General features: G+C 55.0%; 11 protein-coding genes. 8 read left to right on the forward strand and 3 right to left on the reverse strand.

The window, feature by feature from the left end:
- Positions 1-225: 225 nt before the first annotated feature.
- Positions 226-1,503, reverse strand: a complete 1,278-nt coding sequence (locus tag F608_RS0115265) for an NAD(P)/FAD-dependent oxidoreductase (protein WP_022666521.1) — start codon at positions 1,501-1,503, stop codon at positions 226-228.
- A gap of 198 nt (positions 1,504-1,701) precedes the next feature.
- Between F608_RS0115265 and F608_RS0115275 the strand changes: the two genes are divergently transcribed.
- Positions 1,702-2,355, forward strand: coding sequence for a GntR family transcriptional regulator (locus F608_RS0115275; RefSeq protein WP_022666523.1), 654 nt, complete (start codon positions 1,702-1,704; stop codon positions 2,353-2,355).
- A 3-nt stretch (positions 2,356-2,358) separates the two neighbouring features.
- Here the strand turns inward: F608_RS0115275 and F608_RS0115280 are convergent, their stop codons facing one another.
- A complete protein-coding gene (locus F608_RS0115280) occupies positions 2,359-3,132 on the reverse strand; it encodes an enoyl-CoA hydratase/isomerase family protein (protein WP_022666524.1) in 774 nt (257 codons plus the stop codon).
- A gap of 352 nt (positions 3,133-3,484) precedes the next feature.
- Between F608_RS0115280 and F608_RS0115285 the strand changes: the two genes are divergently transcribed.
- The 7 genes from F608_RS0115285 to F608_RS0115315 all read left to right on the forward strand — a co-directional run bounded on the left by F608_RS0115285 (position 3,485) and on the right by F608_RS0115315 (position 13,940).
- Positions 3,485-6,205 (forward strand): molybdopterin-dependent aldehyde oxidoreductase, encoded by a 2,721-nt coding sequence (locus F608_RS0115285; protein WP_022666525.1) that lies wholly within the window; start codon positions 3,485-3,487, stop codon positions 6,203-6,205.
- A 132-nt stretch (positions 6,206-6,337) separates the two neighbouring features.
- Positions 6,338-8,920 (forward strand): pyridine nucleotide-disulfide oxidoreductase/dicluster-binding protein, encoded by a 2,583-nt coding sequence (locus tag F608_RS32175; protein WP_022666526.1) that lies wholly within the window; start codon positions 6,338-6,340, stop codon positions 8,918-8,920.
- On the forward strand, positions 8,907-9,719 hold the full coding sequence (gene trsM, locus F608_RS0115295) for a DVU_1556 family methyltransferase (RefSeq protein WP_022666527.1): 813 nt from the start codon (positions 8,907-8,909) through the stop codon (positions 9,717-9,719). Before F608_RS32175 ends, trsM begins: the two co-directional genes overlap by 14 nt.
- Before the next feature lie 16 nt (positions 9,720-9,735).
- A complete protein-coding gene (locus F608_RS0115300; RefSeq protein WP_022666528.1) occupies positions 9,736-10,161 on the forward strand; it encodes a DVU_1555 family C-GCAxxG-C-C protein in 426 nt (141 codons plus the stop codon).
- A 10-nt stretch (positions 10,162-10,171) separates the two neighbouring features.
- Entirely contained in the window at positions 10,172-11,557 is a 1,386-nt protein-coding gene (trsS, locus tag F608_RS0115305; RefSeq protein WP_244154294.1) for a radical SAM (seleno)protein TrsS, read from the forward strand.
- Positions 11,554-12,903: a DVU_1553 family AMP-dependent CoA ligase gene (locus tag F608_RS32180; protein ID WP_022666530.1), complete on the forward strand. Its 1,350-nt coding sequence runs from the start codon at positions 11,554-11,556 to the stop codon at positions 12,901-12,903. The genes trsS and F608_RS32180 overlap by 4 nt, the downstream gene beginning before the upstream one ends.
- Positions 12,900-13,940 (forward strand): molybdopterin-binding protein, encoded by a 1,041-nt coding sequence (locus F608_RS0115315; protein WP_022666531.1) that lies wholly within the window; start codon positions 12,900-12,902, stop codon positions 13,938-13,940. The genes F608_RS32180 and F608_RS0115315 overlap by 4 nt, the downstream gene beginning before the upstream one ends.
- 300 nt (positions 13,941-14,240) lie before the next feature.
- On the opposite strand, the gene F608_RS0115325 is transcribed toward F608_RS0115315, so the two are convergent.
- On the reverse strand, positions 14,241-16,595 hold the full coding sequence (locus F608_RS0115325; protein ID WP_022666533.1) for an HDOD domain-containing protein: 2,355 nt from the start codon (positions 16,593-16,595) through the stop codon (positions 14,241-14,243).
- Position 16,596 lies beyond the last annotated feature (1 nt).

Consider the following 16,596-nt stretch of genomic DNA (forward strand, 5'->3'; position numbering starts at 1 on the left):
TTTAAAAGTCCGGGAACCGATATCCATGCCTTGGGCCAGGGGGAAAGAGCATTGAGAATTTCATTTTTTTGTACGGGGCGGGATGAACAGAATAAGGCCGGTCACGGCCAAAGGAAAATGTTTTTTTGTATGGATCCTGCATGGATGATTCTTCAACAGAAAAATCATCCATGCAGGATCTGAATTCAGGTCTGAAATGAACCGGTTATATCTCCGGCAAAGAAATCAAATTCTTCTCTGGACAAAATGGTATAGTCTTGACCCGGCCTCATAGAACAGACCCCTTAAGGTTCGCATGGAAACCGGCTTGATCTCGGATACGGGCAGGGGGATGTCCTCCACGGAGCCGCCGGATATGTATTCGGCCAGAAGCTTGCCGAATACCGTTCCCGGACCGATGCCCCGGCCGTTGTAACAGGTGACCATGGCCATGTTCTTGCCCATGATGTGAAATCTCGGGATATGGTTGGTGGTCATGGCGATTCTGCCGAACCAGCCGTGTTCAAATTCAATGTTTCCCACCTGGGGGAAGACCTTTTTTATGCTCCTTTTTGCCCAGGCCCGGTTGAGGTTCCAGGCAGTTCCTTCCACCTTGCCCACGCTGCCGATGATGAGGCGTCCCGCCTCGTCCAGTCGATAGGAAGAGAGGATGAGATTGGTATCCCAGGCGCCGTTTTTCCCCGGCAGTACGGTTTTCAAGATATCCGGGTCCAGGGGGGGAGTGGCAAACTGAAAATAATTAAAGGGAACGATGTTTTTCATCTGGTCCTTGAATGCCGCTTCCGGGTATCCGTGGACGGCGACAATAACGGATTTTGCCCTTACCGATCCCGAGGGCGTGGTCAAATGCCAGGAATGATTTTCCCTTTTGAGATCCAGGACAGGGGTGCGGTCATAAAGGGCGGCCCCTTCTTTTAAGGCGGCTCCTGCCATTCCATAGGCATAGGACAGGGGCTGGATGGTTCCGGCCCTTTTATCCAGAAGGGCCCCGAGAAAAGCCCGGGTCCCCAGCTTCTCTGCCGCCTCTTCCCTGTTGAGCAGCTTGACGGGTGCTCCCAGGGCCATCCATTGTTTTTCCCTTTCCTGGAGCGCCTTAAGCCCGGCTCTGGAGTCTGCGCAGTGAAGTGTGCCGTGATGCCAGGGCTCACATTCTATGCCGTATTTTTTGATATTGCCGTAGACCAGATCCGGGGAGGCGCCCAGGATGCGGATCAGTTGCTCTCCATGCTTTTGCCCCACCAGCTTGATGACATCCTCGGGCATGAGCCAGAGTCCGGCATTGACCAGGCCCACGTTCCTGCCGGCCCCTCCGAAACCCACATGGTTTGCCTCCAGGAGGGTGCAGTCTTTTCCGGCCAGGGAGAGTTGCAGGGCTGCGGAAAGGCCGGTATATCCCCCGCCGATGATGGCCACTTCTGTTTTTATATCCCTTTGAAGGGATTTCAGGTCTGGTTTTCCGTTTGCCGTTGCTTCCCAGAGCCCGTGTGTAATATTGGATTCCATGATTTTATCTCCATCAAAACAGTTATGATGTTTTTATGGTATACCAAAAAAATTCTTAATGTCAACTCAAAAGAACTTGAGTTTTTTTATCTGTTTTATCATACTGTCTTCTGCGATCTGGGAAATAAAGATCAAAAGGGTTTATTAAACCATACCCCAAAATTAAACACGGTATTTAAATGAGGGATAAAGCTCCTATTGAATCATGATATCTATAACAGACTGAAGGAACGGATTGTATTTTTAGAAGCCGCTCCCGGTTCCATCCTAAAGGAGCAGATCCTGGCAAAGGAGTTCGGTGTCAGCCGGACCCCCCTTCGAACCGTCCTGTTCCGCCTGGAGTGGGAACATCTGGTGAAAATTCTTCCCAGAACCGGCATCCAGGTGGCCGAACTGGAACTCAACACCATCACCAATGTCTTCCAGGCCCGGCTGGAACTGGAGGCGGTCATCGGAACCATGGCCGCTGAAAGGTTTACCCGCCCCCATTTTAAGCGCCTGGATGAATTTGCGGTCCAATGCGAGAGCCTGCTGGATCACAAGGACCCCAGGGCCCTGGGAAACCTGGATATGGAGATCAAACAGCTGTTTTACCAGACCGCGGACAACCCCTTTCTCATCGAGATGTCAGAGCGGCTCTATGCCCTGACCTTCCGTCTCTGGTACTTTAACATGGTCAAGATGGACAATATGACCTGGAACCTGGAAGTCTTTTCCGTTAAAGAGGATCTGGCCGATCTTTCCCAAACCCTGGAAACCGGAGATCCGCAGCTTGTGGGACAGGCCAGAAAGGCCCAGCTTCTCAAACATCTGAAGCGGATCCGGTCCAGGTTTCTGGGCCTGTCCGAATAGATTTTATTTTTTCCCTTCCATGGCGGCCTGGACAAACTCCAGGGTGGCCCTGACCTCCGGATTGAGCAGGGTGTCGCACATTCCCGACTTCCAATCTTCCTGCTGGAGTTCCTGCCTGATCTTTTCGGCGGTATCCTTTTTCAGCATGTGCTTGATCTGGATAAAGGGGCGGTTGGGGGTATCGATCCACAGGGAGATGATCTCCCCGGCACGGGAAAGGAGGTTCTCTTCTTCCACCACCTCGTCCACAATCTGGAGTTCCCTGGCCCGGTTCACGTCCATCATCTCCCCGAAGTACATCACATCCCGGTATTTTTTGTCGGAGTCCAGGCCGAACCGCATGACAGCGGTCTGGGCAATGGAAAGCCCCAGCCCGATTTTAATCTCGCTCATGCCCAGCTTGATCTTGGGATGGTTCTTGACAATCCTGTAATCCGAGGCCATGGCCAAAATCATTCCCATGGCGGCGGAATGGCCGTTCATGGCCGTGACCACCGGCTTGGTACAGGTAAAGAAATTCACCAGGATGTTTTCCTGCTCCGTAAAAAAATCAATCACCTCTTCCCGGGTGGTGAAATTGATGAACATGGGCAGGCTGAACCCGCTTGAGAAAAACCGTCCTTCCCCGGTCAGGACAAGGCCTTTCAGGGCCGGATCGTCGTTGACCTCTTGCACGGCCTTGTCCAGCTGCCTCAGGGTATTCAGATCAATGGCATTGGTCCTGCCGTCGGTTAGTTTTAGGATGAGGATATTGTCTTGGTTCTCTTTCACCAGCATGGTTGGAGTTTCCTCTGTTTTAGGTTAAATGTTCCTTCTCATCTGCTGAACAATGTTTTTTGTATATCATATTTGAATTTGAAATCCAAAAAATCAATGGGCTATTTTCAAATAATTCGCTGGTGCCGACTTCTTCACGGATTTTGGTCCTGATTTTTCCGGATTAAGGCCAGCTGATCATAAAAGAAGGATTGTTGTTATTGGATATTATCGGTTTATTTTACTCCCAACCTTCTTTTTTTATTTTCTATTCTTGACTAATAAGAGATTCAAATATAAAAAAATAACATTGAAGTCTGTCGGAAATCTTAGGATCAAAACCAAACCCGTTAACCTGAAAAAGGGGAAACTCATGATTAAAAAACTATTGCGAGTCAATGGAATCGCCAGAACCCTTCTGGTCAATGAAGAAGATAAATTATCCTCTGTGCTCCGGGACAATCTTTTGTTGACCGGGGTCAAGGTGGGATGCGGACAAGGCCAGTGCGGGGCCTGTAATGTAATTCTCAACGGGAAATTGGTCAGATCCTGCGCCACCCGGATGAAGCGGGTGGAGGACGAGGCAGAGGTCACCACTGTAGAGGGGATCGGCACCCCGGACAACCTCCACCCCATCCAGGCGGCCTGGATGGTCCACGGCGGGGCCCAGTGCGGGTTCTGCACCCCGGGGTTCATTGTCTCCTGCAAGGCCCTGCTGGATGCGATTCCCTCTCCCACCCGGGAGGATATCCGGGCCTGGTTCCAGAAGTATCGAAACGCCTGCCGGTGCACCGGATATAAGCAGCTGGTGGACGCGGTCATGGATGCGGCCCGGGTTCTACGGGGCGAAATCGCCATGGAAGATCTTTTTGCCAAACTGCCCGAAGACGGCAGGATATGGGGCACGAGCTTTCCCAGACCCTCGGCCCTGGCCAAGGTCACAGGCACCTGTGATTACGGCGCAGACCTGGGGATCAAGATGCCTCCGGGCACTCTGCGTCTGGCCCTGGTCCAGGCCGAGATCTCCCATGCCAACATAAAGGGAATCGATACGGCAGAAGCCGAGGCCATGCCCGGGGTATACAAGGTGGTGACCCACAGGGATGTAAAGGGAAAGAACCGGATCTCCGGCCTGATCACTTTTCCCACCAACAAGGGGGACGGCTGGGACCGGCCCATTCTCTGTGATGAAAAGGTGTTCCAGTTCGGAGATGCCATTGCCATTGTCTGTGCGGACACGGAAGAGAATGCCAAGGCAGCGGCCAAAAAGGTAAAGGTCGATCTTGAACCCCTGCCCGAGTATATGAGTGCCCCGGCGGCAATGGCCGAGGATGCCATGGAAATCCACCCGGGCACCCCCAATGTCTACTATACCCAGGCCATTAAAAAGGGAGAAGAAACCCAAGCGATTTTTGACAGCGCCGATGTGGTGGTGGAAGACGATTTTTACGTGGGGCGGCAGCCCCATATGCCCATTGAGCCGGATGTGGGGTTTGCCTATCCGGGCGAGGACGGGAAACTGACCATTCACTCCAAATCCATCGGCATCCACCTTCACCACGCCATGATCGCCCCGGGCCTCGGCATTGATCCGGAAAAACTCACCCTGGTTCAGAACCCGGCCGGCGGTACATTCGGATATAAGTTCTCCCCCACCATGGAAGCCCTGGTCGGGGTGGCGGCCATGGCCACGGAAAAACCCGTGTTCCTCAACTATACCTGGTTTCAGCAGCAGACCTATACGGGCAAACGTTCCCCCTTCTTTGTCAATGTCCGCCTGGCCGCAGACAAGGACGGCACCCTCAAGGCCATGGAAAGTGACTGGACCGTTGACCACGGACCCTATTCCGAGTTCGGGGACCTTCTGACCCTGAGGGGGGCACAATTTATCGGGGCCGGATACAATATTCCCAATATAAGGGGAGAGGGACGGACCGTCTGTACCAACCATGCCTGGGGATCCGCCTTCCGGGCATACGGATCTCCCCAGAGTGAATTCTCCTCGGAAGTACTCATGGATATTCTGGCGGAAAAACTGAACATGGATCCCTTTGACCTGAGGGTGAAAAATATCTACCGGGAAGGATCCACCACCCCCACGGGCCAGGTTCCCGACGCCCTCAGTTTCCCTGAGATGTTTGAGATCCTCAAGCCCAAATACGAGGCAGCCAAGGCCGATGCCGCTAAAAAATCCACGGAGGAAGAAAAATACGGGGTGGGCCTTTCCGTCGGGGTTTACGGCTGCGGTCTGGACGGTCCGGACAGTTCTGAAGCCCGGGTTCAGCTCAATGAAGACAATACCATCACCCTGTTTAATTCCTGGGAAGACCACGGCCAGGGCGCAGACATGGGTTCCCTGGGAACGGCCCACGAGGCCCTTCGTCCCATGGGAATTACACCCGAACAGATAAAGCTGGTAATGAACGACACCTCCATCACCCCCAACTCCGGCCCTGCCGGGGGCAGCCGCTCCCAGGTGGTCACGGGCCAGGCCATTAAGGCGGCCTGTGAAATGCTTGTGGGAGCCATGAGAAAAGGGGACGGAAGCTTCCGGAATTTTGAAGAGATGAAGGCCGAGAATATTCCCGTGGAGTATACCGGCACCTGGACCGCCCCGGCCACCAATTGCGATGAAAACGGCCAGGGCAATCCATTTGCCTGTTATACTTATGGTGTTTTCATGGCCGAGGTCTCGGTTGAAATGGCCACGGGCAAGACCACGGTCCATAAGATGACGGCAGTGGGCGATGTGGGCAAGATCAACAACCAACTGGTGGTGGACGGCCAGATGTACGGAGGCATGGCCCAGGCCATCGGCCTGGCCCTGTCCGAGGATTATGAGGACATCAAGAAGCACTCCACCATGGTGGGAGCCGGATTTCCTTACATCAAATCCATTCCCGACGACATGGAACTGATCTACGTTGAAACGCCCAGGGAGCACGGTCCGTTCGGGGCATCCGGCATCGGTGAACTTCCCCTGACCTCACCCCATGCCGCCGTGATCAACGGGATTTACAATGCGGCCAGGGTCAGGATCAAGCGCCTGCCCGCCACTCCGGACAAGGTGCTGGAAGCCATCAAGGCATTGTAGATATTACACTGATCAGAACCGGGACGGCCGGCCCTGCCTACCGTCCCCCCATTACAGAGGCGTCCGCCGGAATCGGGTACAAAGATGATTTCTGATTCCGGCGGACTGTTTTTGATTTTTTGACTCGACGCCATGGACCAGAAACAGCTAAGAGAATTTGAGAGAAAATGCATCCAGGAGGAACCGGCCTATTGCTCGGCGGCCTGTCCCTTTCACATGGACGTAAAGGCCTTTTTAAGGCAGATGGCCAAGGAGGATGCGGACAAGGCCTTCAAGGTCATTGAAACCCGGCTTCCCCTGCCGGAAATCATGGCCCGGATCTGTGATCACCCCTGCGAATCTTCATGCATCCGCAAAAAAATAGACAAACCCCTTTCCATCGGATTCCTGGAAAAGGTCTGCGCTCTGAGCCGGTCCAGGCAGAAAAAGATATTTTTACCCCCCCCCAAAGAAAACCGGGCCGGAATCTGGGGCTCGGGCCTGAGCAGTTTGACCGTGGCCTGGGATCTGGCCCTGAAAGGGGTGAGGATCACCCTGTTTGACCGGGCCGAGCCCTTTGGAGGACCCTTGCGCGGTTTTCCCATGCTGCCCCAGGAGATCCTGGACCTGGAACTGCAGAGACTGGTAGGCTTCGGGGTTGAGTGTAAGACCGCCCCTTCCCCGGAAACCGCTTTTTTCAGCGGGGAAGATTTTGATGCAGTATACCTGGGGTTTGATTCGGATTCCTTCCCTAGAAATCTGTCCGGTATGGAGCCCGGCATTGAGATGGATGAAAAGGGAATGCCCCTGAAGGATGAATTCACCCTCCAGACCCGCAACTCCAGCATCTTTGCAGGGGGATTTTCCCGGGACGGCCGGCCTGATACCCGGCTTTCCTTTCCCGCAGACCTGGCCTTCCAGGGAAGAAAGGCGGCCGTATCCATGGACCGGTTCATGGCAAAGGTCTCCATGACTGCGGGGCGGGATCGGGAAGGCCCTTTTCAAACCCGTCTGTCAACGGATACGACCCGGGTCGAGCCCTGTGCCCCCATTGTCCCGGATCTAGAAAAACCAAATTTGGAGCTTGCCGCCCGGGAGGCCGGACGCTGCATCCAGTGCGATTGCTCCAGGTGTATCCGGGTCTGTTCCTATATCCGGGAGTTCAAGGGCTTTCCCGGCAGGTATGCCAGGGAAATATACAATAACGCGGCCATTGTCATGGGAGAAAGAAAAGCCAATCTGCTGATCAATTCCTGCTCCCTGTGCCGGCTCTGTGAGACGGTCTGCCCCAATGATTTTTCCATGGCCGATCTCTGTTTGTCGGCCCGGCATGATATGAAAGAAAAGGGAAAAATGCCGCAGTCCGCCCATGAATTCGCCCTGGACCATATGGCCCGGGCCTCGGGCGGGGATTGCTTTTTTGCCCGCCATGCCCCGGGAACAGACGGGTCTGATCAGATCTTTTTTCCCGGGTGCCAGCTTACGGGATCTGCCCCGTTCCAGGTGGAAAAGGCCTATGATTTTTTACAGAATTACCTTTCCGGCAGAACCGGTTTTGTCTCGGGCTGCTGCGGAGCCCCGGCCTGGTGGGCCGGGGACAGGGAAAAATTCGAGGCCAATATCCTTGGACTTAAGGCTTTCTGGGAAGCCTCGGGCTCCCCGCCCCTGATCACGGCCTGTACCTCCTGTTCTTCCATGCTGGCAGAGGCTCTTCCCGGAGCAGAGATCCGGTCTATATACGAAGACATGGCCGGCATCATGGATAAAGATTCCGGGGCGGTTGCGGACCTATCAAAAGATCCGGGGGGCTGCTGTCAAACCGGCACTCTCCTGCTGGAACCGGTCAACATCATTGATCCCTGCACGGCCCGGGAGGATTCCGGAGTCAGAAAGGCGGTGAGAAAGCTGGTTCGGTATGCCGGCCTTACAATTGAGGATTTGCCGGCCTCGGGCAGCCTGACCGAGTGCTGCGGGTTCGGAGGCCTGGTCTTCAACGCCAACCCGAAGCTGTCCAAAAAAATCATCCAAGAAAGGGCAGGACAGAGTCCCCGGGATTTTATCGCCTATTGCGCCATGTGCCGGGACCGGCTGGCCTCGGCGGAAAAGAAAGCCCTCCATGTCCTGGATCTGTTCTGGCCGGGGACGGATCATCCCGAACTCCGGAAGGATCCGGGGTTTTCAAAGCGGCAGGATACCCTGACCGCGGTAAAGAATGAGTTTCTGGGCAGAATCTGGCGGGAGAAAGCCAAGTCCGGAGAAAAAACAGACCCCCGGATCCGGATAAGCCCGGAAGTGGAAGATGCGCTGGAAAACCGGTTCATCCTGGTTTCGGACATCCAAAAGGTCCTGGAAGAATATGAGTCCACGGGCGTTTGTTTTTTAAATCCGGAAAAAGGAAGCAGGATCGCATTTTACCGGCCCTCCCGGGTCTGTTTCTGGGTGGAGTTTATCCAGAAGGAGGACCGGTTTGAAATCCTTTCCGCCTGGAGCCACCGAATGGAGGTGGAGGCCAATGGGGACTGTATTCCCGGACCGCCCACCCATCCCCTGGAAACCCCGGTTCTGTGCGGCCCCTGCAATCTGCCCCTGGAGTACTATAAAAATAATATGACCTACCTGGGGTCCCGGTTTGACGTGGCCCTGCCCCAGTGCAGCCGATGCAAAGCTGTTTTTATTTCTTCGGAACTGACCCACGGCAAAATAGAGGAGGTGGAAAAAATCCTTGAAGACAAATAATCCTTATCAACCGGTTGATCCGTCCGTTGAACCGGGAAATATTCCTAGAATCCGTACCGGGGAGATACCCTTTTTGTTCCGGCAGAAGGCCCTGATCAATGTAACCGGTCATACCCTGAGGCCCGGGGGGCTCATGCTCACCAGCCGGGCCGTGGATTTCTGCGGGTTTGATCCCGGGGCCAGGGTCCTGGATGCCGGCTGCGGATACGGAATGACGGCCAGGTACCTGTCTGACCGGTTTGGGATCCGGGCCCTGGGAGCAGACCTGGGCCTGGATATGCTGGAGATGGCCGCGGCCAAATCCGGGGACCGGATTCCCTTTGCCCAGGTGAAGCTCCCCTTTCTTCCTTTTGGGTCAGGATCCCTGGACGGGATATTCTCTGAGTGTGTCTTTTCCCTGATCCGGGAAAAGGAGCGGTGCCTGGAGGAGTTTTTACGATGCCTCCGGCGGAACGGGAAGCTGATCCTGACGGATCTCTACATCCCCCAGAGATTCGCAGGCATGGAACCGGAAACCAGAAACCCAAGCCAGGCGTTCTCCTGCCTGGACGGAGCCCTGCCCATCCTGGATCTGATCCGGACCATTGAAGATGCCGGGTTTCAAATTGACATCATCGAAGATCACACCCGGCTTTTAAAGCAGCTGGCCGGCCAGATGATTTTTGAACATGGAAGCCTGGACCGGTTCTGGGAAAAAACAGATGCCCGGATCTGTGACTCCGGCCTTGCCTCTTCCTGCAGGTCCGGGCGCCTGAGGCCCGGGTACTGCATGATCATCGCCGGAAAATATAAGGCCTAGGAAATTGGGATACGATATGATTCAGATGGAAATCTTAAAATTAAAAAACCAGGGATACTGCTGCAGTCAGATCATGGTGAAAATGCTCCTTGATCTCATGGGCAGGGAAAATCCAGACCTGGTGGATTTCAGCCGGGGACTCTGCATGGGCTCGGGCAGGGCAGAGGGCCCCTGCGGAATTTTCACCGCCGGCATGGGAATCCTGGCCATGATGGCCAAAGAGGAAAAAGATGTCCTGGCCCTGATGCAGGAAGCCTGGATCGATTTCTTTGACACGGCAGTCCCTGAACCGGGCAGAACCGCCTGCCGGGAGATCAGCGGGGAATTTTATCCCCAGCCGGATCCCCGGACCTGCGGGAATCTTCTGGATCAGTCCTTTTCCTCACTTCTGGCCCTTGTCCAGGAAAACGGATTTGATCCCCAGGATTTTGGGGAAGAATAGGACCTGGATATTGAACCCGAATCTTTCCGACCCCAGCCTTCTTTCTACAACCCAGAGCCTCTGTCCGGTCTGTATGGAACCGGTTCCCGCCGCACGGGTCCTGGAGTCGGATATGGTTTTTCTGGAAAAAACCTGTCCCGTCCACGGAAATTTCAGGGTCAAAATCTGGAAGGGCAGGGATTCTTTCCAGACCTGGACCCGGCCCAAAATTCCCATTCCGGACCGGTTCAGCATGACCGGGACGGCCAGGGGATGCCCTTTTGACTGCGGGCTCTGTCCCGAACACCGGCAGCACACCTGCACCGCAGTTCTGGAGATTACGGCCCGATGCAACCTGAAATGTCAATTCTGTTTTGCAGGGTCAGGTCCGGGACAAGGGGACCCTGATCCCTCCCTGGAAGAGATTTCCCAGATGCTGGATTCGGTATGGAAGGTCAGCCCCAAGGCCAATCTCCAGATATCCGGAGGAGAACCCAGCCTTCGCCGGGATCTGCCCCGGATTGTTGAATCTGCCCGGGAAACCGGGTTCGGATTTATCCAGCTCAACACAAACGGAATATTGATCTCCCGGGAAAGATCCATGGCCAAAACCCTGAAGTCTGCCGGGCTTTCCTCGGTTTTTCTCCAGTTTGACGGGGTATCGGACCGGGTGTACCGAGACCTGCGGGGCCAGGACCTGTTTAAGGCCAAGCAGGAGGCCGTATCCAATTGCATAGAGGCCGGCCTGGGCGTGGTTCTGGTGCCCACCCTGGTTCCGGGGGTGAATATCAGCCAGGTCGGGCCCATTCTGGAGTTTGCCCTGGACCGGTTACCGGGCATCCGGGGGGTCCACTTCCAGCCGGTAGCCTGGTTTGGACGCTGCCCGGTTCTGCCCGGGAAAGGGGGGCCGTCGTTTGACACCGGACCCGGGGACAATGACCGGATCACCATCCCTGAAATCCTGGAAGAGATAGAAGTCCAGACCCAGGGCAGATTCAGGCGGGAGGATTTCAGGCCCCCGGGGTGCGAACATTCCCTTTGTTCCTTTAACGGAAAATTTCTGATTAAAGAGAGGGGCATTCCTGAACCTCTGACTGGACCGGATATTGGCTGCTGCACCCCCATTCCCGCTGAAAAGGGGGCGGCCAGGGCCAAAGCTTCCACAGCCCTGCATTGGAAGGCCCCGGGGCCGGATCCTGCCCCGGGGAAGATCTGGGACGGTCTGGATCAATTTTTGAACCGGGCCCGGACCCGGCTTTTTTCCGTGTCCGGCATGGCATTCCAGGATATATGGAATCTTGATCTGGAAAGGCTCAAGGGCTGCTGCATCCACAGCGTGGCCCCGGACGGCCGCCTGATACCCTTTTGTGCCTATAACCTGACCAGTGCCGCGGGAAAAGGAGTCCATCGGAAATGAACCAACTGCCGACCGCCTTTCTTGATGCCTGGCAATGGGAAAAGATCCGGTTTCAGTTTCCGGGAGAAAAGAGCCGGGAGACTCTTGAGCGATATCAATGGTCTGCCATTCAGAAGCTCCTGGGCCATGTCATGGAAAACAGCCCTTTTTACCGGGACCATTTCAGGGATCATCATCCCAAAAGTCTTAAGGGGTATCTGGATTTTTCTTCTCTTCCCTTTACCTTTCCCGGCCATGTCCGGAAAAAGCCCATGAAGTTCCTATGTGTTCCCCAGGACCGGATCAGCCGGATCGTCACCCTGGAAACCTCGGGCACCACAGGCCGGCCCAAACGGATTTTTTTTACGGATCAGGATCTGGAGAAGACAATTGAATTTTTCAGGATCGTCATCTCCCGGCTGACCCGGCCCAAAGACCGGGTCCTGGTCCTGCTGCCCGGGCAGACTCCCGGGAGTGCCGGGGACCTGCTGAAAACCGCCATGGATGGCATCGGTGTAAAGGCTAAGATCTTTGGTTTGATTACCGATGGGTCCGGGGCGCTGGAGACCGTCAGACAGCTCTCCCCCTCCCTGATCATCGGGCTGCCGGTTCAGATTCTGGCCCTGGCCCAGTTCATGGCCCGGGAAAAGCTCCGGGCTCCTCTTCTCTCCCATGTGATCCTCACCTCGGACCAGGTCTCTTCTGCCCTGAAAAACCGGGTGGCCAATCTGCTGGACTGCCGGGTGTTTGACCACTACGGGCTGACTGAAACCGGTTTTGGGGGCGGAATTGACTGTTTTGCCCACCAGGGGTACCATCTCAGGGAAGTGGACCTGTTCTTTGAAATTGTGGATCCGGATACGGGAAGACCTCTGCCCCCGGGAAAATGGGGAGAGGTGGCCGTGACCACCCTGACCCGGACCGGCATGCCCCTGATCCGTTACCGTACCGGGGATATGTCCCGGTTTTTGAAAGATCCCTGTGCCTGCGGAAGCCTGTTCAGGCGGATGGACTATGTCTGCGGCCGCAGGGCCCATACCCTCCCCTTGTCCTCGGGTCAGACCCTTGCCATGGCCGATGTGGACGCGCTTTTTTTCAGGATTCCGGGGGTGGTGGATGTCCAGGCCTCCCTGGTATCCGGATCAACCCCTCCTGTGCTTGATATTTTTTTGAAAATCATTGATAATTCCCGGATCCGGGCGGACCTTGTCCGCCAATGCCTGGATTTTTCTCCCAGGCTTAAACAGGCGGTGGAGACCGGCGCCCTGGCCCTGGGTTCTCTTCAAACCCGTCCCTTTGGTTTTACAGACACCTACCAGGGCAAACGATTGATTCAAACCCGGAACAAAGAAGAGGCTGACCCATGAAGTACTATGAAAAAGAGAAGCTGCGTGCCGTTCCCGTTGAAGAGGCTGTGGGAATGATCCTCACCCATGACATCACCCGGATCGTGCCGGATCTGTTCAAGGGGCCTGAATTTAAAAAAGGGCATGTCATCCAATCTTCGGATGTGGAAAAACTTCTGGATCTGGGCAAGCGTCATATCTATGCGACCGGCCTTGACGGGGAAGTCCACGAAGATCCGGCGGCCCTTCGCATCGCCCGGGCCGCCCGGGGCCGCCTCATTGATATCAGCGATCCCAGTGAGGGCAAGGTGGGATTCAGGGCCAGGACCCAGGGCCTGTTGAAAATCAATGTTGAGGGACTGGCCGCCCTGAACCGGATCGAGGATGTGATCTTTGCCAGCCTTCACACCCACCAGGTGGTTGGGCCGGGCCAGGAACTGGCCGGCACCCGGGTCATCCCCCTGTCCATTGACGAGGACAGGGTAAAGGAGGCCGAAAAGGTCTGTAAAGAATTTTTTCCCATCATTGCAGTCCTTCCCCTTGCTCGTCTGGCCGTGGGCCTGGTGGTAACGGGTTCAGAGGTGTTCAACGGCCGGATCCGGGACGGGTTCGGACCTGTGGTTCAAGAAAAATTTGAAGCCCTGGGATCCGGGATACTGGAAAAGATCCTGGTCTCAGATGATATGGACATGACCGTGGAGGCCATCCAGGGACTTTTGGCCCGGGGCGCGAAAATGATCGCCGTCACCGGGGGCATGTCCGTGGACCCCGACGACCTGACCCCGGCGGCCATCCGGGCGGCAGGAGGAAATATCGTCTCCTACGGGGCTCCGGTCCTGCCCGGGGCCATGTTCATGCTGGCCCATATCGGGGAGGTGCCGGTCATCGGTCTCCCCGGCTGTGTCATGTACCATCGGGCTTCCATTTTTGATCTTGTGGTTCCCCGGCTCCTGGCCGGGGAAACCCTGTCCAGGTCCGACATCGACCTCATGGGCCACGGCGGGTTCTGCTCCAGCTGCAAAACCTGTCGGTTCCCGGTTTGCAGCTTCGGTAAATAGGGCAGTATTGATTTGATCTCCATTATCGGGTAGGGTTGAACAATACAAACCCTTTTGGTCAAGATTAAAATGCATATTTTCGGGAACCTGCCCATACGATACAAGTTGTTCTTTACCTATGCCCTGGTCTCCCTGGTCGTTTTTTCCTTAAGTTTTTCCCTGCTTTTCTTTTAAAAATCATCTGAGGACCATTGCAGAGAAAAACCGGAAATTTATGAGCTTACGGCAGATTCCCCGAATCCTGAACGCCATCAACGATTCAGGCCGACTCCCGGATCCATATCCCCATGGGTCAGGGGATCAGTTCATCATGTAAAATCCCAGGTCTTTATCAAAGGGCGGTGGATTATAGAAATCCGCCCGGATAAAATTTCCCTGGATCTCCCGGGCCACGACCCGTCTTTTGATCAGGCTCTTCTTTAGATCGTCCAGGTTGAACTGGATATCGAGAAAATCGTTGGTACGGATGCGGTGGGATCTGGAGATCCGGAATCCGATTGTGTCCATGGAAAGCCTTTCCACCCGGATATGACCTGATTCACTGGTCTTAAGGCGGATAAACTTTCCTGCCAGGGAAACGGATTTGCCAAATTTTTTAAGGGCAGGTTCCTGTTCCGGCCTTTTCCCCTCCTCGTCTTCAAGAAGGGGCTGAAGCCTGTCCTGGAGGTCCGGGACAGATTCCCGGGACGCAGGGGGCTCCGCATCGGCCAGGGAGTTCGAGATAAGGGTTTTTAACTTACCGGCGTCTTCCGAATCCACTGTCCGGGGCTGGATGGAGATCCGGAACCCGGGTTCGGTTTTTTCCAAAAGGGTGGAAGACATGGCTTCCAAAACCCTGTCTTTGGCCATATCCGCCCCATCTGCGTAAGTCTGGGCCAGGATTACCACCAGGGTGTTTTCAGCAAAACGGAAAATTTCATCCCCCCGCCGCTTGGTCTGGGTCAAAATCCGGGCCAGTTCCTTGAGGATCTTATCTTCATCCAGATCCGGGTCTATATTCGTCCGGACCTGCTTCCTGACATCGATGATCAGCAGGGAAAAAATGGTTCCAAAGGTTTTTCGAACCTCCTCCGGATTGACCATGGCCCGGTCAAAACTCCACCGGTTTTTCAGTCCGGTCAAGGAGTCCTGGACGGCCAGTTTTTTTAAGGCCTGGTTATAGTAAGCCCGTTCAATGGCAATGGCCGCATATTCGGCGATGGAGGCCAGCTGATCCATGTCCTGATCCGTAAAAGGACGGTCGTCTATCCGGTTGACCAGTTCAATCACCCCGAAGATCTTATCGTCGGTCTTAAGAGGGGTTCCCACGATGGAGCTTGTCTGGAATCCGGTGTGTTTATCCATTCTTATGCTGAACCGTGTGTCCTTTGAAACATCTTCGATCACCAGGGAGTTTCCCGTGGCCATGATGTGACCGGCAATCCCTTCGCCTTTTGGCAGCCGCAACCCCTGGAGCTTTTTTTTGTTCTGTCCCACCACCAGGGAAAACACCATGTCCCCTGTTTTGGAGTCCTTGAGCAGAACGGACCAGTCCCGGGGCTGGAAGATCTGTCCAATCTGGTACATGACAATATCAAGTACCTCTTTGACGGTCTTGGCCTTGGCCAGGGGTTTGCCGATTTCCAACCCGAGATCGGAGGACTGGGACTGGGGGGAAGTCTCGAAACGGGCCAGGGGGTCGTCCTGAAAATAGTACCGGGTATTGGCCCTGGAAAGCTTGAGATTGGCCTGGAGAATGTTCTCCCTGAGCTGACCGGCCGAAGGGAAGATAAAACCGTAAAACTGGGAAATGGATTCGATTTCTTTGTTCATCCGGAGCATGCACTCCACGATGTTCAGGGTTTCCAGGTCAATATTTTTTTCCACCTCCGGAGAGACCACCGGGGGGCGGATAAAATCAAAGGAGCCCAGTCCCTGGGTCCAGCAGAGGAAATCCGCCAGGGAGACAATGGCGATCAGATGTTTTTCCCGGTCGGACAGGCCCAGGCTGCTGTATGGCTGGTGGTGATATTTTGCGGTCAGGGCCAGGGAAGAGGGCAGGCCCCACTGGGAACAGAAATAGGCTCCGATATCGTCATGGCCCAGGCCGAAAAGTCTGCGCTCCTCATCAATGACAATGTCCGTGGAGGTGGAAACCGACGTGATAAATTTCCCATAGTCCTGATGTCCCCGGGTATCTAGAAAGATTTTGCCCAGGTCATGGAGCAGGCCTGCAATATAGGTTTCTTCGGGATCCGGATACCCGGTCTCCTTTGCGATTTCCGTGCTCAAAAGGGCCACGCAGAGGCAGTGGCGCCAGAACAGGATCCGGTCAAAGCTCTGGGAAGCACTGGATTTGAAAAAGGATTGAAAAACCGTTAGGGACAGGGCCATTTTCTTGACCTGATCCAGCCCCAGAATCACCACGGCTTCGGACAGGGCGGATATGTTTCTTCTCATACCGGCCATGGCGGAGTTGGCCATCTCCAGCACTCTTACCGCAAGACCGGGATCGGTTTCAATTACCTTGGCCAGGTCGGCCAGGGAGCCGGCTTCCTCTTTGGAGGCCTCCATCAATTTTGCGGCGACCTGGGGAAAGCTCGGCAGGTCCCGGTCACCCAGTTTCAGAACTCCGTTGATATCATCGGAAGAGGGTAGGTGCAGTCTGTCATTCATT

It is taken from the genome of Desulfospira joergensenii DSM 10085 (genome assembly GCF_000420085.1).
GTDB classification, from domain to species: Bacteria; Desulfobacterota; Desulfobacteria; order Desulfobacterales; family Desulfobacteraceae; genus Desulfospira; species Desulfospira joergensenii.

What these genes read in the sequence shown, in the direction of transcription:
- F608_RS0115315 (WP_022666531.1), top strand. Translation starts at nt 12,900, where the DNA reads ATGAAGTACTATGAAAAAGAGAAGCTGCGTGCCGTTCCCGTTGAAGAG.
- F608_RS0115300 (WP_022666528.1), top strand. Translation starts at nt 9,736, where the DNA reads ATGATTCAGATGGAAATCTTAAAATTAAAAAACCAGGGATACTGCTGC.
- F608_RS0115265 (WP_022666521.1), bottom strand. Translation starts at nt 1,503, where the DNA reads ATGGAATCCAATATTACACACGGGCTCTGGGAAGCAACGGCAAACGGA.
- F608_RS0115280 (WP_022666524.1), bottom strand. Translation starts at nt 3,132, where the DNA reads ATGCTGGTGAAAGAGAACCAAGACAATATCCTCATCCTAAAACTAACC.
- F608_RS32180 (WP_022666530.1), top strand. Translation starts at nt 11,554, where the DNA reads ATGAACCAACTGCCGACCGCCTTTCTTGATGCCTGGCAATGGGAAAAG.
- F608_RS32175 (WP_022666526.1), top strand. Translation starts at nt 6,338, where the DNA reads ATGGACCAGAAACAGCTAAGAGAATTTGAGAGAAAATGCATCCAGGAG.
- F608_RS0115325 (WP_022666533.1), bottom strand. Translation starts at nt 16,595, where the DNA reads ATGAATGACAGACTGCACCTACCCTCTTCCGATGATATCAACGGAGTT.
- F608_RS0115285 (WP_022666525.1), top strand. Translation starts at nt 3,485, where the DNA reads ATGATTAAAAAACTATTGCGAGTCAATGGAATCGCCAGAACCCTTCTG.